The 20,051-nt window shown below is 46.3% G+C and carries 19 protein-coding genes; 11 read left to right on the forward strand and 8 right to left on the reverse strand.

The features are described 5' to 3' along the window. Positions 1 to 8: 8 nt before the first annotated feature. From queG to aceB, 3 genes are all read right to left on the reverse strand, one after another. Positions 9 to 980, reverse strand: coding sequence for a tRNA epoxyqueuosine(34) reductase QueG (gene queG, locus FHS56_RS08220; RefSeq protein WP_243844188.1), 972 nt, complete (start codon positions 978 to 980; stop codon positions 9 to 11). 172 nt (positions 981 to 1,152) lie between these two features. Beyond that, positions 1,153 to 2,427, reverse strand: coding sequence for an isocitrate lyase (aceA, locus tag FHS56_RS08225; protein WP_166919572.1), 1,275 nt, complete (start codon positions 2,425 to 2,427; stop codon positions 1,153 to 1,155). Positions 2,428 to 2,477: 50 nt separating this feature from the next. Further along, the gene (aceB, locus tag FHS56_RS08230; protein ID WP_166919574.1) at positions 2,478 to 4,088 is read right to left on the reverse strand and encodes a malate synthase A; all 1,611 of its coding nucleotides are present in this window, start codon (positions 4,086 to 4,088) and stop codon (positions 2,478 to 2,480) included. Positions 4,089 to 4,296: 208 nt separating this feature from the next. Here aceB and FHS56_RS08235 point away from each other — a divergent pair, with 208 nt between their 5' ends. Further along, positions 4,297 to 5,778: a helix-turn-helix domain-containing protein gene (locus FHS56_RS08235; protein ID WP_166919576.1), complete on the forward strand. Its 1,482-nt coding sequence runs from the start codon at positions 4,297 to 4,299 to the stop codon at positions 5,776 to 5,778. Continuing rightward, positions 5,765 to 7,210, forward strand: a complete 1,446-nt coding sequence (locus FHS56_RS08240) for a hypothetical protein (RefSeq protein WP_166919578.1) — start codon at positions 5,765 to 5,767, stop codon at positions 7,208 to 7,210. The genes FHS56_RS08235 and FHS56_RS08240 overlap by 14 nt, the downstream gene beginning before the upstream one ends. Here the strand turns inward: FHS56_RS08240 and FHS56_RS08245 are convergent. Continuing rightward, on the reverse strand, positions 7,192 to 7,443 hold the full coding sequence (locus FHS56_RS08245) for a 4a-hydroxytetrahydrobiopterin dehydratase (protein WP_166919580.1): 252 nt from the start codon (positions 7,441 to 7,443) through the stop codon (positions 7,192 to 7,194). The two genes, FHS56_RS08240 and FHS56_RS08245, sit on opposite strands and share 19 nt — an antisense overlap. 93 nt (positions 7,444 to 7,536) lie before the next feature. Here FHS56_RS08245 and FHS56_RS08250 point away from each other — a divergent pair, with 93 nt between their 5' ends. Beyond that, positions 7,537 to 9,168, forward strand: coding sequence for an FMN-binding glutamate synthase family protein (locus FHS56_RS08250; protein WP_166919582.1), 1,632 nt, complete (start codon positions 7,537 to 7,539; stop codon positions 9,166 to 9,168). A gap of 132 nt (positions 9,169 to 9,300) precedes the next feature. On the opposite strand, the gene FHS56_RS08255 is transcribed toward FHS56_RS08250, so the two are convergent. Then, positions 9,301 to 9,636 carry a hypothetical protein gene (locus FHS56_RS08255; RefSeq protein ID WP_166919584.1) on the reverse strand — a complete coding sequence of 112 codons (336 nt, stop codon included), beginning with the start codon at positions 9,634 to 9,636 and terminating at the stop codon, positions 9,301 to 9,303. A gap of 162 nt (positions 9,637 to 9,798) precedes the next feature. Here FHS56_RS08255 and FHS56_RS08260 point away from each other — a divergent pair, with 162 nt between their 5' ends. The 8 genes from FHS56_RS08260 (at position 9,799) to FHS56_RS08295 (ending at position 16,723) form a co-directional block, all read left to right on the forward strand. Further along, positions 9,799 to 10,227, forward strand: a complete 429-nt coding sequence (locus FHS56_RS08260; protein ID WP_166919586.1) for a hypothetical protein — start codon at positions 9,799 to 9,801, stop codon at positions 10,225 to 10,227. Positions 10,228 to 10,273: 46 nt separating this feature from the next. Beyond that, entirely contained in the window at positions 10,274 to 10,951 is a 678-nt protein-coding gene (locus FHS56_RS08265; protein WP_166919588.1) for a hypothetical protein, read from the forward strand. A gap of 248 nt (positions 10,952 to 11,199) precedes the next feature. Continuing rightward, entirely contained in the window at positions 11,200 to 12,144 is a 945-nt protein-coding gene (locus FHS56_RS08270; RefSeq protein ID WP_166919590.1) for a WG repeat-containing protein, read from the forward strand. Positions 12,145 to 12,812: 668 nt separating this feature from the next. Continuing rightward, the gene (locus FHS56_RS08275) at positions 12,813 to 13,175 is read left to right on the forward strand and encodes a phasin family protein (RefSeq protein WP_166919592.1); all 363 of its coding nucleotides are present in this window, start codon (positions 12,813 to 12,815) and stop codon (positions 13,173 to 13,175) included. Positions 13,176 to 13,296: 121 nt separating this feature from the next. Further along, positions 13,297 to 14,982: an ABC1 kinase family protein gene (locus FHS56_RS08280; protein WP_166919594.1), complete on the forward strand. Its 1,686-nt coding sequence runs from the start codon at positions 13,297 to 13,299 to the stop codon at positions 14,980 to 14,982. Positions 14,983 to 15,027: 45 nt separating this feature from the next. Further along, positions 15,028 to 15,561: a hypothetical protein gene (locus tag FHS56_RS08285; protein ID WP_166919596.1), complete on the forward strand. Its 534-nt coding sequence runs from the start codon at positions 15,028 to 15,030 to the stop codon at positions 15,559 to 15,561. After that, positions 15,554 to 16,414 (forward strand): CHAD domain-containing protein, encoded by an 861-nt coding sequence (locus FHS56_RS08290; RefSeq protein ID WP_166919598.1) that lies wholly within the window; start codon positions 15,554 to 15,556, stop codon positions 16,412 to 16,414. The genes FHS56_RS08285 and FHS56_RS08290 overlap by 8 nt, the downstream gene beginning before the upstream one ends. 75 nt (positions 16,415 to 16,489) lie before the next feature. Continuing rightward, positions 16,490 to 16,723, forward strand: coding sequence for a hypothetical protein (locus FHS56_RS08295; RefSeq protein ID WP_166919600.1), 234 nt, complete (start codon positions 16,490 to 16,492; stop codon positions 16,721 to 16,723). A 4-nt stretch (positions 16,724 to 16,727) separates the two neighbouring features. Here FHS56_RS08295 and FHS56_RS08300 read toward each other — a convergent pair whose 3' ends face one another. Genes FHS56_RS08300 through FHS56_RS08310 form a run of 3 tightly spaced genes read right to left on the reverse strand, consistent with a single transcriptional unit; the run spans position 16,728 to position 20,013 of the window. After that, a complete protein-coding gene (locus FHS56_RS08300) occupies positions 16,728 to 18,431 on the reverse strand; it encodes a hypothetical protein (protein WP_166919602.1) in 1,704 nt (567 codons plus the stop codon). Beyond that, positions 18,419 to 19,483 carry an outer membrane beta-barrel protein gene (locus FHS56_RS08305; RefSeq protein WP_166919605.1) on the reverse strand — a complete coding sequence of 355 codons (1,065 nt, stop codon included), beginning with the start codon at positions 19,481 to 19,483 and terminating at the stop codon, positions 18,419 to 18,421. The genes FHS56_RS08300 and FHS56_RS08305 overlap by 13 nt, the downstream gene beginning before the upstream one ends. A gap of 32 nt (positions 19,484 to 19,515) precedes the next feature. Beyond that, positions 19,516 to 20,013 carry a GAF domain-containing protein gene (locus tag FHS56_RS08310; protein ID WP_166919608.1) on the reverse strand — a complete coding sequence of 166 codons (498 nt, stop codon included), beginning with the start codon at positions 20,011 to 20,013 and terminating at the stop codon, positions 19,516 to 19,518. Between the last annotated feature and the right edge of the window lie 38 nt (positions 20,014 to 20,051).

Genomic DNA, 20,051 nt, shown 5'->3' on the forward strand with positions numbered 1-20,051 from the left:
TAACACACCTATCGCCCCTTGCTTGCGGCAAGGGGTTCTTTTTTCTCATCTGTTACAAAACGAATATTCCGTTTCAAGCCTTCATAGCCGGTGCGCTTGACTGCACTCCCCCGAAACAGATTTTCAAAAACTTCTTCGGTCAGCTCAATCCAATCGTTGCGACGCATGTTTTTGAGCGCTTCTGAAGGCATAAAATCTGCTTCGCCATGCGGACGGGCAAAACGGTTCCATGGACAAACGTCTTGGCATATGTCGCAACCAAAAATCCAATCTTGCATTTTGTCCTTAAATTCAGCGGGCAAATTGTCCTTCAACTCAATAGTCAAATAAGAGATGCAGCGGCTGCCATCTACCACATAAGGTGCCACAATGGCACCGGTAGGGCAGGCATCGATACAACGCGTACAAGTGCCGCAATAGTCTTTTATGGGACCATCGGGCTCCAAATCGAGGTCAATAATCAACTCAGCAATAAAAAAGAAACTCCCCATTTTGCGGTTGATGAGATTGGAATGCTTGCCTATCCATCCTAAACCACTGCGCTTTGCCCATACTTTATCCATCACAGGTGCCGAATCCACAAAAGCACGCCCATGCACCTCGCCCACTTCGCTCTGCAAGCGTTGCATGAAATACTTCAGCTTCTTTTTGATGACTTTATGGTAATCTTTGCCATAGGCATACTTCGATAGCTTCAAGTTGCCTTCTTGAGGCAATGTTTCGGGGGGATAGTAATTGTAAAGCAACGAAACCACCGAGCGTGCCCCCTCTACCAACTTGCGAGGGTCTAAGCGCTTGTCGAAGTGGTTTTCCATGTAGTGCATCTTGCCATGATAAGCCTGCTTGAGCCATGCTTCCAGACGCGGCGCTTCTTCTTCCAAAAAAGTAGCTTCGGAAATACCACAAAAATCAAATCCCAACTCAGCGGCTATCTTTTTGACAAGGGCTGTATGTCGCTCACGCATTGCTTTCGGTGTCATGGTTTGGATTTTTAGTGCCGGCTCAATACAAACACAAAAGTAAGCGTTTCTATTCACCCCCTTTTGTTTTCATTCCCCTCCCTCCTTGCAAACAAAAAGACAGCCTTCAAAAAAGGCTGCCTTTTTAGAACCTATCTTTTGTTGTGTGGAATTGAAAGCGTTTAAATCACGTTTAGAATTGCTCTTCTTCGGTAGAACCTTTGAAGGCGAGCGTAGAAGCCAAGCCGCCGGTTACGGTCTCTTGGATGGCATCGAAATAGGGCACGCCCACAAAGCGCTGATGCTTCACGGCTTTGAAGCCTTTTTCTTGCAGTGCAAACTCGCGTTGCTGCAATTGAGAGTAGCCCAACATACCGTGCTGCTTGTAAGCCATAGCCAGCTCAAACATGGCTGTATTCATCGAATGGAAGCCTGCCAAAGTAATGAACTGGAACTTATAGCCCATTTCAGCCAGCTTCTCGCGGAAAGTAGCCATCTCGGATTCCGACAACTTGGCTGCCCAATTGAAAGAGGGCGAGCAGTTGTATGCCAACAGCTTGCCGGGATACTTCTCGTGAATCGCCTCTGCAAACTCCCGTGCTTCTCCCAAATCGGGATGTGAGGTTTCCATCCACAGCAAGTCGGCGTAAGGTGCATAAGACAAACCACGGGCAATGGCTTGCTCAATGCCATTCTTCACATAGTAGAAACCTTCGGCGGTGCGCTTGCCGGTGATGAAAGGATGGTCGCGAGGGTCTATATCGCTGGTAATCAGGTTGGCTGCATCGGCATCGGTACGTGCAATCAACACGGTGGGCACAGCACAGATGTCGGAAGCCAAACGAGCCGCCACCAGTTTCTGTATAGCCTCTTGCGTAGGCACCAGCACCTTGCCACCTAAATGACCACATTTTTTTGCCGAAGACAACTGGTCTTCGAAGTGCACACCGGCAGCCCCTGCCTCAATCATCATCTTCATCAGCTCAAAGGCATTCAAGTTGCCCCCAAATCCGGCTTCGGCATCTGCCACGATGGGCAAAAAGTAATCGATATTGCCTTCTTGCAAGAGGGTTTGCAGCTGGTCTGCCCGCATAAAAGCATTGTTGATGCGCTTCACCAACACAGGCACGCTGTTGGCAGGATAAAGGCTTTGGTCTGGGTACATTTCCCCAGCAAGATTGGCATCGGCAGCCACCTGCCAGCCACTCACATAAATAGCATTCAAGCCTGCTTGCGCCTGTTGTATCGCCTGATTGCCGGTAAGTGCACCCAAGCCTGCAACGAAAGGCTCTGTATGCAGCAGCTTCCACAACTTTTCGGCACCGCGCTTTGCCAAAGTGTATTCTATCTGCAGGCTACCACTCAAAGCCACTACCTGTTCGGCAGTATAAGGACGTTCAATGCCCTTCCAACGGGGATTGGTGTTCCAGTCATTCACCAATTGAGCGATTTTTTCTTGCTTGTTCATAGGGGTTCTTTTTTGGTTTTTTTATTCAAGGGGGTTCGGAGTCGAAAGCTTTAATCCAAAAGTTCGTAAGCTGGCAAAGTCAAAAAGTCAACGAAGTTCTCATCCAATACCAGCCGGTCGAAAAGCGCTATTGCTTGTTGCAATTTGCCTGTTGCCACGCGGTCAGCCCCCAACAGTTTTTTTATCTTTTCTACCTCTTCGGATTTCAGGCGCTTATACAGTTCTGGGGTAAGGTGGCGTCCGTCGTCCCACAAAGCATGGGGATTGTGCAGCCACTGCCACAGTTGGGCACGCGATATCTCGGCAGTAGCCGCATCTTCCATTAGATTATACAGGGCGGCAGCCCCCACGCCTTGTAGCCACGATTCGATATAAAGAATGCCTACGTTGATGTTGGTGCGTACCCCCTGCTCAGTAATCTTTCCTCCTTCCACATGGAAATTGGTCAATTCTTTTTCGCTAATCATATAAGCTGCAGAGCGTTTTTCTTCTTTTTGGTGCACTCTGCCGGCGAGCACCTCGTCAAAGGCACGCAACGCCACGGGCACTAAGTCGGGATGCGCCACCCAAGTGCCATCATAACCGGTATGCGCCTCCAGGGCTTTGTCTTGATACACTTTATCGAAAGCCCGGCGATTTACCTCTTCATCTTGGCGGCTGGGAATAAAAGCCGACATGCCCCCGATGGCATGCGCTCCGTGTAAATGGCATGCCTGTACCAGCCGCATGGCATAAGCACGCATGAAAGGCACCGTCATAGTTACCTGAGCGCGGTCAGGGAAAAGCACTTCCGGGCGCTTTCTGAACTTCTTGATGACGCTGAATATGTAATCCCATCTGCCTGCATTCAAGCCTGCCATATGGTCGCGCAGGGCGTAAATGATTTCTTCCATTTCAAAAGCCGCCGTGATGGTTTCTATCAATACAGTGGCTTTGATAGTGCCCAACGGGATGTCAAGGTATTTTTGAGCTTCCACAAACACCTCATTCCACAAAGCAGCCTCTTGATAGCTTTCCAATTTGGGCAAATAGAAATAAGGTCCGGAGCCTCGTGCCAACAGCTCTTGGGCATTGTGGAAGAAGTACAAACCAAAATCGAATAAAGAAGCCGAGACAGGCTCGCCGTCGATAAGTACATGTTTTTCGGGCAGATGCCACCCGCGAGGGCGCACCTTCAATACAGCCACTTCGTCTTTGAGGCTGTAGTGCTTGCCATTGGGCGCAGTAAAATCTATCTGACGGCGAATGGCATCATACAAGTTGATTTGCCCCTCGATGCAGTTGGTCCATGTGGGCGAGTTGGCATCTTCAAAGTCAGCCATGAATACTTTGGCACCCGAGTTGAGCGCATTGATAATCATCTTGCGGTCAACCGGACCGGTGATTTCTACCCGCCGGTCCTGCAGGTCTTGCGGAATGGGCGCTACCTGCCAGTCTCCCCCCCTGATGCCTTCGGTTTCTTTTGGAAAAGTGAGGGGTTGCCCTTGACTGATAGCCTGAAAACGCACTTCACGCTCTGCCAAGAGGGCTTTGCGTTTTTCATTGAAAGTGCGGTGCAGGTGTGCCACAAAGCGCAGGGCTTCGGGGCTTAATATTTCTTGGTAGCGCTCGTGCAAGGGAGCAATCACTTGAACGCCTTCGGTAGTAACAGATGTGGACATGACTCGGTGGTTTTTGATAATGGTTTGTGTTGTATGTTTCAAATGTAAAAAAGCGAAAAATAAAAATCAAGCGAATTTTCGCTAAATTTATTTTTTCGCAAAAAGTTCTTTATTTTGTGCAATCGAAACTATGCAAAAAGCAAATACCAGACTGCTTACCCGCATATAAATAATGCAAACACAAACAATAGCCGAATAAAAAGCACCTATGGCACTTCATGAGCAAAATATTCGCCTAACCTTTGGACTTAAGCTGCGACAACTGCGCCAAGAAAAAGGTTTGTCGTTACAAACTCTTTCGCAGCAGACGGGCATTTCGGTGTCTTATTTGAACGAAATAGAAAAGGGCAAGAAATACCCCAAAGCCGATAAAATTGCAGCCTTGGCAGATGCCTTAGAAGTAAGCTACGACTGGTTGGTATCATTGCAATTGCATCCTAAGCTGGCACCTCTTGCAGAGTTGCTGCAGTCTAATCTACTTCAAGAGCTTCCTTTGGATGTACTGGGTATAGACAAAGCCAAACTCATAGAGCTACTGGCAGATGCCCCTGCCAAATTGAGTGCTTTTGTGAGTACAGTGGTCGAAATCAGCCGCAATTATGACATGCAAGTGGAGCAATTCTTCTTTTCGGTGTTGCGTTCCTATCAAGAAATGCATGACAATTACTTCGAAGACTTGGAGGAAGCGGCTGCCGATTTCCGCAAACGTTATTTGCAAAATGCTACCACAAACAGCCATACACTTGCCAAGGTGCTATCGGAGCAAAGCGGCATTCGGGTAATTTACGAAGACTTCCAAGACAAAAGCTTGCATGCACTTCGTTCGGTTTTCATTCCCAAAAAGCGCTTATTGATAATCAACTCTCGCCTGTCGGAAGCGCAGAGGCGTTTCGTACTGGCGCGAGAGCTGGGTTTTGCCTACCTAGCACTGTCGCCGCGCCCCTATACTTTTTCATGGGTTACGGTAAGTGCTTTTGAAGAGGTTCTAAACAACTTCAAAGCTTCCTATTTTGCAGGTGCCCTACTGCTCCCCGCCTCTGACTTATTGCCACAAATAGAACACTTATTTGCTCTGCCTGCATGGCAGCCCGATGCTTGGTTAGAGTTACTTGGGCGCTATGTAGTTACGCCTGAAACACTATTGCATCGCTTCACCAACCTTTTGCCCCATTTCTTAGGTTTGCAGGAGCTGTTTTTCTTGCGCTTTAGCATGGATACCGCCTCTCAGAAGGTGCTGCTTACCAAAGAGATGCACTTAGGGCAGCTGCACAACCCCCACGCTACTGCCTTGCACGAACACTATTGCAGGCGCTGGGTGTCTTTGCAGGTATTGCGCTCCATGCAAAACCAACCACACGAGGGCTACCTTTGTGATGCGCAAATATCGGAATACATAGACAGCCCCAACCGCTACTGGGTGCTCACCATGGCACGCTCCTTGTACCCCACGCCTGCCACCTTGAGCAGCGTGTCCATAGGTATTTTGGTGAACGACCAAGCGCGCCAGAAAATCCACTTCCTCGAAAATGCTCAACTGCAGAGGCGAGCCGTAGGCGAAACCTGTGAGCGCTGCAGTGCTTTTGATTGCAAAGAACGGGTTGCTCCTCCGCTTGTATTGACCCAGAAGCAAAACAACCAAGCGCGTTTGCAAGCTCTACAAGCCCTGATACAACGCTATGAACAATCGTAAGCTTATATTGAAAGCAGGCGGCATCCTTGCTTTGCTCACCGCCATGGCATGGCTGCACGTATATGCTGCCCCGGGCTTTCATTTGCCCGACTATGACACACACCGCTATGCATGGAATGCCCGGCAACTGGCTGCCGGTCATTTCAATGAGCTGTTTCATCATCTGGCACCTTTGTATCAACTTACGCTGGCTGCTGTCTGGTTATTGTTTCCACGCATAGAAGTGTGGATAGCACTTGGAGCGGTGGTATATGCCCTTGTTTGCGTTTATTGGTGCAGTCAAACAGTTCATCATCTATGGCAGCGCATCGCTTTGTTTTTATTGTTGCAGCTCACGCCCTTGTTGTTTTATCACAACGGTGGCTTACAAACCACCCCCTTCTATTTTTTAGGCTTTACTGTGTGGTGGCAGTTCTATCGTCGCCGCCCGCAAGCAGGCATACCTACCCGCATAGAGGCTTTTTGGTGGGGAGTATGGCTTGCCTTGGAATACAAATCCATTTTCTGGCTAAGTGGTTTGTGGCTCTATGACGCTCGGCAGTTCATAACACGCCCCAACCGCCAGTTGCTGCTGCGCTACATCAAAAGAGGTGGACATGTTTTGTGGGTGCCGGTTCTGCTCGTTGCCGTAGGTACGCGGCTTGGCGTGCCATGGTGGCGCTACCCCGCGGCTTGGATTTACCTCTTTTTCCGAAAAGAATACCTCCGACAAAGTACCTTCGACGTGCTCTTCCACTTCAAATATTTGCTGTACTACGAACCCGTAGCCCTCATAGGCATATTGGCAACGCTGTTGTTTTGGTTGGGCAGAAAAAAATACCTGCCTCAAAAGTCTATGCAGCCGCTCTGCTTCATTGCCCTGTGGCTACTGCTGTTGATGAGTTTTCTGCCCAAAGCGCCCCGGGGCATTCTGTTAAGCCTCGTGGTTGGCTATACCTTTTTTGTACAAGGCTTAGAGCAGCTGCTACCCTTGTCTGCCTCGTATCGCAAAATATTGACAGGCTTGGGCGTAGGCATTGCGTTGGGAGTTTCTGCCTATCGTTTGTTGCCCTATGCTACCTACCTGCCCCCCTACAAAGAAGCAGCACGACGGCTAAGCCCTTACATCCACGAAAAGCAGACCATCCACAGTGTGCTCTGCTTAGCACCTGCTTTGTACCTTCCAATGGAGGTCTCTTTTCAAATTCATTTCAAACAAGAGCTGAACAGTCGCCCGCTTTTGGTAAGTGATGCTGCACTTTTGTTTTATGGTGAAGAAGCGCTGCATGCTTTGCGAAAACAAGCTACTTGGACACTCCCTCATCCTTTCTTGGGCTTTCCTCTCCTGCATTTGGAAAGTGCTGAATTCTATGGGCAAAGTTATGAACAAGCCCTTGAGCTCGCCGCACGTCTTAAAAAACAACAAGCCAGCATTTATTTCTTATCCCATTGAGCATACAACCGGCTGATGGCTTCTGCCATCTGTCGGTCTTTTTCGGTAACCACTCCGCCAGCATCGTGTGTGCTCAGTTTTATCTCCACGCGATTGTACACATTCCGCCAGTCAGGATGATGATTGAGCTGCTCGGCAAGAAGCGCTACCTGTACCATAAAGGCAAATGCCTGTTTGAAATCGGCAAACTCTACTTGAGCAACTAAAGTGTTCTTATCTTCTTTCCACTGCATTTTTTTCGTTGTTTTTTAGGTAGATAAAAGCAGTCGTTTCTTAAAATTTAGTAAATTCTTCACTATTTCGCTGTAGCTCTAAATGCAAATACTATGTGGAAAAAAATTCAAACCTTCATCGAAAGCATTATTCAATGGGAAGAAATCAGCTTGCACTATTTGTGGATTTTGGTACCTCTTGCCTTGATTTACATAGCTATCAAAGACATCTTCTTCAACAAGAAGCACACTATTAAGCACAACTTTCCGATAATAGGCAGATTCCGTTACCTGCTGGAGTCGATTGGTCCAGAGTTACGGCAATACATCGTGGCTCACAACCGCGAAGAGCGCCCTTTCAACCGCGTCGAACGCTCTTGGATTTACGCCTCTGCCAAAAAGCAAAACAATTATCAAGGCTTTGGCACCGACTCCGACGTGTATGCCCAAGGGCATGTGTTTATCAACCCTTCGTTGTTTCCATATGTGCCACCAGAAGGGCACCCCAACACCACCGACCCTTACTTTCTGCCCTCTGCCAAAGTGATGGGGCTTGCCAACGGACGCAAACGCCCTTGGCGCCCCTATTCTATCATCAATATTTCGGCTATGAGCTATGGCTCTCTTTCAAAAAATGCAGTGATTGCTTTGAATCGAGGTGCCAAAATGTGTGGTTGTTGGCACAATACTGGCGAAGGAGGTTTGGCAGACTACCACTGCCATGGCGCCGATGTGGTATTTCAATTTGGCACTGGTTATTTTGGCGTGAGAGATGCGCACGGGCGCTTCTCTATGAGCAAACTGGTTGACTTGGTGCAGGCGCACCCTTTCATCCGTGCCATAGAAATCAAGCTGTCGCAAGGTGCAAAACCCGGCAAAGGCGGCATTTTGCCAGCTAAAAAGGTAAACCCCGAAATAGCGCGCATTCGTGGCTTAGAGCCTTATACAGCAGCTCTTTCGCCCGCAGCACATACCGCCTTCCGCAATGTACCTGAGCTTTTGGACTTTGTCGAAGCCATAGCCGAAAACACAGGCTTGCCTGTGGGCATCAAAGCCGCCGTAGGCAAATTGGAATACTGGGAGGAGCTTGCCGATTGCATGATGCAGCGCGGTACCGGTCCCGACTTCATCACCATCGATGGCGGCGAAGGGGGCACAGGTGCCGCACCCCCTCATTTTGCAGACCATGTGTCGCTTCCTTTTATCTTTGCCTTTACCTCTGTTTACCAGATTTTCCTTGAACGGGGACTCACCGAGCGCATCGTATTCGTAGGTTCTGGTAAGTTGGGGCTACCGGCACGTGCCATGATGGCTTTTGCCATGGGCGTAGATATTATCAACGTAGCTCGTGAAGCTATGATGGCTATCGGTTGCATTCAAGCACAGAAATGCCACACCAACCATTGCCCAGTAGGGATAGCCACACAAAACAAATGGCTGATGTCGGGGCTTGACCCTACCGACAAATCTCACCGCTTAGCCAACTACATGAATGTATTCCGCAAAGAGCTTTTGGAACTCACACATGCTTGCGGATATGAACACCCCTGCCAAATGACTATGGAAGACATAGAAGTAGGCATGGGCGATATAAAAACCCGTCAAACCCTCGAAGATGCTTTTGGATACAAAAAACAAAGGGTGGCATTCCAAGGCATGGAATCGCTCAAAAACTGTAATTACTTGGGAGGGCTGGCACAATCTTATGCCCCAGAAGCCATAAAACAAACCGTGCTTCAAAAGTGAGCCAACAAATGAACTCTAAGAAACTGATTACATTTCGATGATGGATTGCTTGCATTGTACAAAATGCCATGAAGCAAAGGATTTGCAACAAAGGAAGTTTTAGAGGTGATAAAAAAGGGGGGCGCAGCAACGTCATACGTATATAATTTTTGCGCCCCCTTGTAATGCATACTTTCTACCTGTTCCCGCGGTTTGCGTTTTCTTTTTCTCTACGTGTTTTGATTTTTTAGCCCGTGGTTCAAATTTCAGAAGCAATGCAAAAAATTCCTTCTCATTCATTCCCATTGCTACTCGCAACAATCGCTCGTGTTGTGTAGCTTTTGAACATTCACGGTATTTACTTTCATCTATTAAAAAAATCCGAGTATTCCCCCTTAATTTTAGACTTTTCGATTTTTTTATTAACATTAATTTGGTTGATTTCTCAACAAGTCTAATACGGTTAAGGAAAGCGTCTATTTCATTCAATGCACCTCTTATTCCTTGCTACAACTCCTTGACTGGGGGCAGTCGTTGCCCTTGCATAGACGTCCTTTATGGGATAGCCAAAATTTTGAGGTTGAGCATCCTGTAATCGAGTTCACCTGATCTAAAAAAAAAGAGCACAATAAAAACTCAAAACAGAAATATATGAGTACTCAAAAAGAACATCCCCAACCGAGCACTGCCGAAGGTCAAAAAGTTATTGACTTAATTAAAGCAAATGAAGACGTGGACAACTTGCGCATTGCGTTGTTCCTTGACACCGACCCTAAACTGGCTCACGAAGTCGAATTCCGTGACCCACCAGTCCTCCTGTTCTACGATAACGAAGCTGATTACTACGACCGTAGTACAACCCTCGCAGCCTACGAAAAAGTAAGAGAACACGCTACACCAGGTACTAAACTCTATTACTTCCTCGCCGGCGCAATCGAAACTAAACGGTTTAAATATATACCACCTGAAACACTCCTCTCTATAATCATCGACGTAATCCACTTCCCAGATGAAGCTGAAGAACTATTCCAAAAACACTCAGACCTCATCGAAATAGGTCAAATGGTAACCGGTCGCTAATCCCCAACCAAAAAACCATAATCTCAACCTAAAAACCCTATAAGCCATGAAAAAGCTAACCTTAATCCTAACCCTCCTAACCTTGCCTCTCTATACAACCAAAGCGCAAGATTTCTTCTTCCCAGTCCAACTCCCTGAATCTATCAAAACCATTGACACATCCCACGTGCTTCATTTTGGATTATATGAATCATTTAAAACCCACACAGATATAACCTTCCCACCAATAATAATCGAAAGAGAAGGTTATGAACCATTATACCTCTCTATGGTCATATGTACTATGACTCATGAACCTTACTTTACAATCATAACCCCATTTGACCCAAGAATACCATTAGATAACATTAAAGCATGGTTCATTACAAAAAACGGATTACAATTAGCTACATTCAAAAATGAATTCTTGAGATCTAAAACGTTATCTAAACACCATATAGCTTGGGCATTTTCTCTCGCAGATAAACTGATGCCAAAAGGTAAACTCCTATTCTACTTCTGCCTCTTCGACCATGATACATCACTCGCTTTACTAAAAAAAATAGCACACCCTGATGTTGAAATGACTGTAATGTTTAAACCAAATGCAGGCTCAGAATTTAATGTCATCTTTTACGAAAAAACACTCCAAGAAAAAGATGCTCAAATCCTAAAACAATCTATCCAAATCTATGAAGACTATATCGAAGTCAATGGCATAGATAATCAATTCGTACGTAATTAAATTTGCAAGCAAGACCTGACAGATTTTGCTTGTCTTTGCTACTCGCAACAATCGCTCGTGTTGTGTAGCTTTTGAACATTCACGGTATTTACTTTCATCTATCACAGAAATTTGGGCATCTGCCCCTTAATTTCAGACCTTCCGAGCTTTTTACTAAGCTCGATTGGTTCATTTTTCAACAAGTCCAATTTGTAATTCAAAAGAAAATGCTTATACTATACCAACTAAAAACCCAAAAAGTTATCACTATGCATTACAGAGTATTTTTACTGAACATTTCCAAAGCCTTGGTATTGATTTCCGCCGCTGTATTTCTTTTTAGCTGCACTTCAAAGGAGCGGACAGACCAAAAGAAATCAAGTGGTTTATTCCCCATTTACCAAAATGGCAAAGCGGGTTATATCGATAAGAGCGGAAAAATAGTCATCCATCCGCAGTTTGATCGGGTTGTTGCTGATTTTTCAGAAGGTCTTGCAAGAGTGCTCATCAGTGGTAAAGTGGGCTACATCGATAAGAGCGGAAAAATAGTCATCAATCCGCAGTTTGATGAGGATGAGGCGTGGGATTTTTCAGAAGGTCTTGCAAGAGTGCGCATCGGTAGCGAATGGGGCTACATCGATAAGAGCGGAAAAATAGTCATCCATCCGCAGTTTGATGATGCTTCTGATTTTTCAGAAGGTCTTGCAAAAGTGAGAATTGGTGATTCTGAGAGTGGTAAATACGGCTACATCGATAAGAGCGGAAAAATAGTCATCAATCCGCAGTTTGATGATGCTTCTGATTTTTCAGAAGGTCTTGCAAAAGTGGGCATCGGTGGTAAATACGGCTACATCGATAAGAGCGGAAAAATAGTCATCAATCCGCAGTTTGATGAGGCTTATTCCTTTTCAAAAGGTCTTGCAAGAGTGCGCATCGGTAGCGAATGGGGCTACATCGATAAGAGCGGAAAAATAGTCATCAATCCGCAGTTTGATCGGGCTTCTGATTTTTCAGAAGGTCTTGCATTAGTGAGAATTGGTGATTATAAGAGTGGTAAATACGGCTACATCGATAAGAGCGGAAAAATAGTCATCCATCCGCAGTTTGATTTGGCTTCTGATTTTTCAGAAGGTCTTGCATTAGTGTTCATCGGTAGCGAATACGGCTACATCGATAAGAGCGGAAAGTATATTTGGAAAGAGCAACTTTGGTAAGTTTCCTTTTCGCCCTAAGTAAAGCAATGCTTATTTCGAGCATTGCTTTGCTTTTTGAGTAATACATCTTTTTTCGGATTTGGTGTAATCAACAGGTTTTATATTTGAGCAAAAATCATAAAACCTATACTTGGTTATCAAATCCAAATAAGATACTAAGCGAAGAGTACTTCGCTTAGTATTTCTGCCTCTTTGACCACAATATGACTTTTTCTAACTTAAAACGAGCTGCTAACATGGGCAAGCAGTTCGGAATAATGCTTCTGCTATGGAATGAAGAAGTCGGTCTGCCCAACATATCTCTTAAAGAGACCATGACTCAACAGGATGCTAACACATTCCAACGCAACATCCAACTCTATGAAGATTACCTCCGTGTTAAAAAATAGATATCCCTTTTGCTAAACATTAAAAAACCAAGCCCCCCTGAAACCCTCTAAGCTACAATTCATAAGTCCTTTATTGATACAAACAAAAAATAAAACTGCTATTAGGTACTCGATAAGCACACTTCATCAGTTCTAAAGTTCAAGATAATATAAAAAAAGTACAATAAAAGGGGCTTAATCAAGGTGTTGGTATAAAAAAAATAACATTTTCATTTGCAAGGAATTAAAAGTGTTTTTATATTTGCATTGTGTTCAAGTTTCACTTTAAAAAGTATAATTATGGATATGCAAGAAGTTGTAAAAAAATTCATCTACACCAGCGTTGGGTTGGTTTCTATCACCGCCGAAACCCTGAAGCAAACCGTTGACAAGCTGGTAGAAGAAAGCAAGCTCTCCTCCGACGAAGGGAAAAAGATTGTGGACGAGTTCTTGAAAAACACCGAAACCAAGCGCGAAGAGTTTGAAACTCAGTTGCAAAGCTTGGTAGAGAAGGTAAGTAAAAAGCTCAAGTTCGTTACCGAAGACGACCTGAACGAAGTGCTCAAGCGCGTAGAGAAGCTGGAAGCTGCTTTGGCTGCCAACAAAACCGAAGCAGAGAAAACCTCTTCGAAATCCCAAAAGTCGGCAGAAGCTAAAGCCTAAGATGCAGGCAAAAGGAATGCTTTGAGTTTTCAAAAAAAGCAAGACCGGTTGGATGGTTTCAATCGGTCTTCTTTGCTTTTAAAAAATGCTTATTTTTAAACACCACACTCGAAAGCACATCATGGCAAGCGTTTTTCAGACCATCCGAAACGTCAACAGGATACGGCAAGTTATCAATATCTTGCTTAAATATGGCTTCGAAGAGTTTGTTACAACCACGCCACTACGCAAGTTGATTCCCGCACGCCAACAGTCGGATTGGTTTCGTGGCGAACGCCCCGTTTTTTCTTATACCACCTGGGAGCGCATACGGATGGTCATCGAGGAGTTGGGTCCTACTTTCGTGAAGTTGGCACAGGTAGCAAGCAACCGCCCCGACCTGCTGCCCGAGCCTTTGATTAAAGAACTGGAGAAGCTGCAAAGCAACGTACCGCCTTTTGCTTATGAAGAAGCTCTGCGCATCGTAGCAGAAGAGCTGGGGCGCCCAGTAGCCGATATTTTCGCTTTCTTCGACAAAGTGCCCTTAGGCTCTGCTTCTATTGGGCAGGTGCATCGGGCGCGTCTGCATACGGGCGAAGACGTGGTGGTAAAGGTGCAACGCCCCGATATAGAGAATAAAATATACACTGACCTGCAGCTTATCAAAGAACTGGTAAAACTCACTGAAAACTATTTCAAAAATATTGGCATACTGAACCCCAACGAAATAGTTGAAACTTTTGAAAAGAGCCTACTGCGCGAATTGGATTATCAGTATGAACTGCGGCATATAGAACAATTCCGCAAACTGTATGAGCATGTTCCTCACCTTTACATTCCCCGCCCTTATCGCGAGCTGTCGAGCAAACGCGTGCTCACGATGGAATTTGTGAGTGGCTGCAAAATCACCGACGTCAAGCAGCTCAAAGCTTGGGGGCTGTCGCCCGAAATACTGGCTCAGCGAGGGCTGCAGCTTTATCTTATGCAAATTTTTGAATATGGTTTTTTTCATGCCGACCCTCACCCCGGCAACGTATTGGTGCGCCCCAATGGCGACATCGCCCTGCTCGACTACGGCATGGTAGGTAAGCTAAGCCGGGCACAACGCTTTGCTTTTGCCGGCGTGTTTATAGGCATGGCACAACGCGATGCCCGCCGCATGGCGCTTAACTTACAACAATTGGCAGTAGAGCACGAAATCGAAGATATCAAAGAACTGGAAAACGACCTTGAAGAGCTCATCGAAGACCTTATCATTTTAGACACAGGCGAGGCAGGCATAAGCGTCTTTACCGAACGCCTTCAACGCATCTCTTACAAACATGGACTGCAAATACCCGGCAACATTTTTCTGATACTTCGCGCATTGGCTATTCTCGAAGGCATTGGATTGCAGATTTACCCCACCTTTGACACCCTTGAAGCAGTAAAACCCTATAGTACCAAGCTGCTGGCTGAGCAGTTCTCTTGGCAAAATGTGAAAGCCGAGTTTGCCAACACCTTCCTTCAAGTCGGCTACCTTATTGCCCAAATGCCCGATGATGTACGGACTATCTTGGGTAAGCTGCGACAAGGGAAATTACACTTCAATCTGCAGCTAACCGGCTACGAAGAATTGCTCAGCGAGATAGAGTCACTCATTCGCCGCCTGTCGCTTACCATACTCATTGCTGCCTTGCTTATCTTTTCTGGGCTCAGCTTGCGCGTCGATTACGGGCAGCACATACCTCAACTGTGGGGCATCTCTTACGTTACTCTCATCAGTTGGATTATTGCCGGCATTTTATCTACCATCTTGCTGCTCTTGACGCTCAAGCGCAAAGAGTGAGTTTGTGATAATTTTATTAAATTGAGCTGTCGCCCGGCAAAAGTCATGTTTATCATACACAACAAAAAACGCTACACACGCTACTTGATACTCAGCGACTTGGTTTCGCTGAGTCGCTATGTGAGTGCTATAGCTTTGTTGTCTCATTACTTTTTTTTGCCGGTCCTTCACCCAGAGGTACTTGGTAGCGTGTTGGTAGCATCTACTGTTTTTCGCTTGATTGAACTCTACATCAAGCCTTCTTTTTTTCAGTTGCACACCGAAGCAGGAAAAATCATCATTACCACCCTACCTTTCCGCCACAATACGCTGTGGTCGTGGGCACTGAGGCGCCAGCGTTTGCTCAGTAGAAATGTCATTCCCATCGAGGAGTTCAATGGCTTCGAAATTTCTTTTCGGAAGGGCAATCTGCAGCGTCTGTTGGTGATATACAGAAAGCAGGGTTTTCAGTTGCTCAAAAGCATGCCCTATAACATTTCGTGGCTTTCTATACGCGACCACACCCGCTTAGTGATGTTTTTGGACGAGCTTACTTTTCAACAAAAAGTAAGACAAACCCCCAATATACGCCATGAGTAGCCGCTACTTCTATTCCAAGATAAGTGCTTATTTAGATGACAGCTGCCATGAAATTGTAAACAAATGGACAGCTGCCTCACAGCTTGAAGCGGCTGCCATCCACGACGTACGCGTAGGAATCAAGCGTTTTCGTGCCATGCTTCGCTTGCTGCACTTCATTCGCCCCGACAAAATAAATAAACATACCGCGCAAGAGCTGTTTCGCACAGTATATCCCATTTTAGGCACCATCAGAGACACACAAGTACAGGCAGGGCTAATCACCTCCTTTTCCTACTTGAAAAGCCATTTTGAGTTTTATCATCGTTATTTGGAAGAGAAAAGAGAAGCAGCCCGCTGCCACTTGCAAAGCGCCCTGCAGCAGTTTGACCTGCAACAACTGACCGCCATCAAAAAGCGGATAAAATTGCTACTATACCATAGCGACGACCACCAGACTGCCTATCTGCTTCACGCGCACCTCAAGGAGCTAAAACAGAAAATGTACAAGCAATTGAAAAAGAAGAATGAAGAAAGCATGCACAAGGTGCGCAAACAGCTGAAAGAAAGCATGTATATCATAGAAACCACCTGCAGCCCTCTGCCCGGCTTCTATCCTTACATGAAAAGGCTTGGGCATCAGCTTGGGCACTGGCATGACCTCACCGTCATGAATCAGATGCTTGATGAGATAGAAAACAAAGAGAAAAGCATTGTGTTAAGCCCAGAGTATCTCTTACTGAGAAAAGTCGCCCGCTTGCAGGAAGAAGACGAACGCAAAAAGCTGCAGAAAAAAATAACCAAGTTTCTTGACAAAGAGTATAAAATCAAGGACTTCGCATCATTCCTTCCGATAAAGCAAGAAGAAAAATAAATTTTAGCTACACTATTGATTGTTTGCGTTTTATTTTGTATATTCATCTCAGCTAAACCTTTAGACGCTAAAAATATGGCTGCCCTGTATTTCCTTGCGTGTGTGTGTTGTTTCTCCGTGATAGCATGGATTATGGTGCGTTCTATTGGCAAGCCGGACTTTCCCTCCGACGGAGACGATGACGGTGGGCTACCCGGTAACGGCGGATTGCCTATTATTGATTTGCCACCGGGCGGCAAATCCGAAGATTTACTCATGGACCGCTGGTATACAACTCCTACCAAGCAACGCAGTCGCACACCTGTGTAATCATTTAAGCTCGAAGCCTTTCCCAAAGCCAAAGAATAGCCATCGCACCAAAAGCGATACATGCCCATGCCCAGTAGGGCATTTTTTTGTTCTGCTGCCCGGTAACTGCTCTTTCTTTTTTAGAAGCCTTAGCCACACGCCGTTCATACCATGGCTGCATGTAGTCGTAACGCCCGGCAGCCATCCAAGACAAAGGCATACGACTTATCCACATTCCTCTTTGTGCCGGCTTGTTTGCAGTTCCTGCAATAGCCACCCATTGATAAAACCCTTCGCGTGGTGGATACCAAGCCCCTGCCCATAGCGTGGTATCGGGCAGTTGTTGAGTTAAATACAAAGGGTAGCGCCGGGTATTTTCTTCCAACACATAAGCCTCCTTTATCAACTCTTTGCTGCGAATACGAAAATCGAGCCGATGACGGGCGAAGGCTACTGGCGGTAGTTCCCAAAAGACTTCCGGTGCATAAGGACGAGCCAACACACTGGCTACAAACAACCAATAGCGCTGGTAAGCTTCTATGTCTCCACTCAAAAGCCAGCTATAGGTATTGTCAAGGGTGGTCATTGCCAGTTTGCCCCGCCCATAGTTTTCACATACAGTAAGAGCTTGCCCTTGCCCATCGGTAGCCAGCGTCAATACTCCTTCCTGCGCTACACGTATGCGCCATTGGCTGAGAGGCAACTCTGCCAGTACTCTTTTTTGCAAGTGCACCGTGCCACGCGACTCATTTACACGCACGGGCAGCATACGGTAAGAGGGGTAACGTACCTTGCCTTGATTGAAAACCCATAAAACCCCCAACCCTTTGTTTTTCACTTCTGCAAGAACAAGCTCCTGTTCCCGGTTGCTCAACGCCTGCCAGCCCAGCTCATCGATGATGAGCCAATCGAAGCGGGAGAGCACTGCGGCTGTGATTGGTCGCAAAGAGGCAGTATCTGAGGCATGCCATTCCTCGGCAACGATGTCATTACTTAAATGCGAGCGAAGGGCATATTCCCCGCCTTGTTTTTTTATCCACGACTTCAAAAACTTGCTTTCCGGCTGTGGTGCGCCTTCAATCATGAGGGTGCGGGCGCTGCCTCTTACCAACTGGGGCTGGTTGCACCATACGGTATCCTCTTCATAAGCTACTCCTATGGGCATCCAAGCCAATGGCGCAAAAGGCACAAGAAGATGCTCCCGGTAAGTGAGCGCAGAAGAGTCCGCTTTCACGAGGCGAGGGCTTCCGTCGGGCAGCAGGATGCTTACTTGTGGTTTGCCTGTCCAAGTAACGACGACATGCAGGCTATCCAAAGTATATTTAGGCATGATTTCCACAGCCTGCAAGCCTTCGCAGCGTGCCTGTATCCAATGCGCTTTTACCGACAGGCTGTCGAGTACCTCTAAAAACGGGGCAGGCAAGCCAGCGCCCAATACATAAACCTCTTGGTAGTGTTGTGCCAGCTGCTGCAGCTGAGCGGGCGTCTTGAGCAGTTTTTCGGTTTGCAGGCTTTCGAGTGCTCGCAAAGGCTCATAAAGATAGTAGTAGTCTCCTTCGGGCAGGTCTTCTTCCGACAGAAGTTCACTACACAAAGTAAACAAAACCAGCCGCTTGCTGCCGGCTTCATGTGCCTGCATGGGCAAATGTAGCAGATAAAAGAGGGCGAGAAGAGAAGTCCCACCCAGTACTGTTAAGGTCAGCCACTTATTTCTTTTCAAAACCGCCACGAAATTCCGCTTGATATTAAAACACTTTGATTGGAAGTTGTAGTGTTTGATTTCAAGTAAATATCATCTTTTGAATAAAATGGGCGACACTCAACGCGACACTTCACTTGCTCCACGGGGCTGTAGGTTATACCCACCGCCCACGAAGTGTTCACAAAACCGTTGGGCGTGCCTGTAGTATAAAAAATTTCTTTTTCATCTTGAAAATGCTCGAAGCGCGCACTCACGCTCCACTGGTTGGTAAGATAGTAATTTCCCATGATACACACTGCCCATGCCATACTGTTTTGTTGTTCTTCTTCTGCGGAAGCTAAGAAGCCCTCGAGCAAAAAGCTCCACTTTTCTTTTTCGTAATAAACAAAGGGGTTGTGTACCCACCAAAGCGAGGTGGTTCCTACCCCTTCGTTGCCATAGAAAGTAGCATAACTAAGAGTAAGTTCTTTTTGCGGATAGTACTGCACTTGGGCACTTACGGCTTTGTCCTGGTTGTTGTCAACGATGCGCTGCCAGCCGTTCAATACCGAAACAATGATTTGCCATTGCTCAGTAGGCGTATAGGTCAGGCGCACCCCCGATTCATAATAGGGGGTAGCTTCGGCAATAAACGAACGACTATATAGGGCATTGTCTGCCGAAATAGACGACTCAAAGCCTAAAAAAGAAGAAAAAATACCGGCATCGAACCAGCATTTTGGGGCAAGACGCACCCCTGCATTGGCTTCCAACACATAACGTGCCCATTCAGGCTCCGAAGCGTAGTTTACTGCCATGTAGCTACCCGTTGCCAAAGCAGCCACAGCACGCCAGTATTCCTGCGCCACACTTGCCTTCAAATAAGCAAGGCTCAAAGAAAATTGGTTGTGATAAGCAGGGTGCGTAAGCGTATGCACCACATTTTGTTGTGGCGGGTCATTGGCATCATACGCAAAATACACATCGCCATAGGCTTGCCAATGTACCTTAGGAAGGTGCAGGCTGTCATTTTGGGCATTGACTATCCTCAAAAAGGCGGTACAAAACAAAACAAAGAAGAAAAGATTGCGCCTGTTCATGAGTCTTTGTGAATGTATGTATAAAAACAGGCTTAGTCGACATGCTTTATCAACCAACGGCTAATGACAGCAGCCACTTGCTCAAGCCCTTCCTTGTCCTGTTCGTCAAAGTCGTTGAGTTGACGACTATCCACATCTATGACCATACGCACCTCATCGCCAAGCAAGACAGGTACTACAATTTCCGATTTCGACTCTGAGCTGCAGGCAATATGCCCCGGAAACGCCTCTACATCGGGCACAACGAGGGTTTGCTTTTGGCGATAGCAAGCCCCACATACTCCCTTATCGAAAGGGATACGGGTGCAGGCAAGCGGTCCCTGAAAAGGTCCCAACACCAATTGTCCATCTTTTACTAGGTAAAAACCTACCCAAAAAAAGTCAAATGCTTGCTTCAGAACGGCAGCAATGTTTGCCAAATTTGCCGTCAAATCGGGCTCTTGGGCAATTAGTGCCTCTATTTGAGGTACTATAGCCGAATAAATCTCTTTTTTTGTAGCGTTTGAAGGGATGATTAACGCTTCTGCCATAGCTGTAATTGTTTATTTTTGCTTGAACTCAAATTAAA

The sequence above is a fragment of the Thermonema lapsum genome (genome assembly GCF_011761635.1).
GTDB classification, from domain to species: Bacteria; Bacteroidota; Bacteroidia; order Cytophagales; family Thermonemataceae; genus Thermonema; species Thermonema lapsum.

What these genes read in the sequence shown, in the direction of transcription:
- FHS56_RS08265 (WP_166919588.1), top strand. Translation starts at nt 10,274, where the DNA reads ATGAAAAAGCTAACCTTAATCCTAACCCTCCTAACCTTGCCTCTCTAT.
- FHS56_RS08280 (WP_166919594.1), top strand. Translation starts at nt 13,297, where the DNA reads ATGGCAAGCGTTTTTCAGACCATCCGAAACGTCAACAGGATACGGCAA.
- FHS56_RS08235 (WP_166919576.1), top strand. Translation starts at nt 4,297, where the DNA reads ATGGCACTTCATGAGCAAAATATTCGCCTAACCTTTGGACTTAAGCTG.
- FHS56_RS08310 (WP_166919608.1), bottom strand. Translation starts at nt 20,013, where the DNA reads ATGGCAGAAGCGTTAATCATCCCTTCAAACGCTACAAAAAAAGAGATT.
- FHS56_RS08260 (WP_166919586.1), top strand. Translation starts at nt 9,799, where the DNA reads ATGAGTACTCAAAAAGAACATCCCCAACCGAGCACTGCCGAAGGTCAA.
- FHS56_RS08295 (WP_166919600.1), top strand. Translation starts at nt 16,490, where the DNA reads ATGGCTGCCCTGTATTTCCTTGCGTGTGTGTGTTGTTTCTCCGTGATA.
- FHS56_RS08290 (WP_166919598.1), top strand. Translation starts at nt 15,554, where the DNA reads ATGAGTAGCCGCTACTTCTATTCCAAGATAAGTGCTTATTTAGATGAC.
- FHS56_RS08285 (WP_166919596.1), top strand. Translation starts at nt 15,028, where the DNA reads ATGTTTATCATACACAACAAAAAACGCTACACACGCTACTTGATACTC.
- FHS56_RS08270 (WP_166919590.1), top strand. Translation starts at nt 11,200, where the DNA reads ATGCATTACAGAGTATTTTTACTGAACATTTCCAAAGCCTTGGTATTG.
- aceA (WP_166919572.1), bottom strand. Translation starts at nt 2,427, where the DNA reads ATGAACAAGCAAGAAAAAATCGCTCAATTGGTGAATGACTGGAACACC.
- FHS56_RS08305 (WP_166919605.1), bottom strand. Translation starts at nt 19,483, where the DNA reads ATGAACAGGCGCAATCTTTTCTTCTTTGTTTTGTTTTGTACCGCCTTT.
- FHS56_RS08245 (WP_166919580.1), bottom strand. Translation starts at nt 7,443, where the DNA reads ATGCAGTGGAAAGAAGATAAGAACACTTTAGTTGCTCAAGTAGAGTTT.
- queG (WP_243844188.1), bottom strand. Translation starts at nt 980, where the DNA reads ATGACACCGAAAGCAATGCGTGAGCGACATACAGCCCTTGTCAAAAAG.
- FHS56_RS08240 (WP_166919578.1), top strand. Translation starts at nt 5,765, where the DNA reads ATGAACAATCGTAAGCTTATATTGAAAGCAGGCGGCATCCTTGCTTTG.
- FHS56_RS08275 (WP_166919592.1), top strand. Translation starts at nt 12,813, where the DNA reads ATGGATATGCAAGAAGTTGTAAAAAAATTCATCTACACCAGCGTTGGG.
- FHS56_RS08250 (WP_166919582.1), top strand. Translation starts at nt 7,537, where the DNA reads ATGTGGAAAAAAATTCAAACCTTCATCGAAAGCATTATTCAATGGGAA.
- aceB (WP_166919574.1), bottom strand. Translation starts at nt 4,088, where the DNA reads ATGTCCACATCTGTTACTACCGAAGGCGTTCAAGTGATTGCTCCCTTG.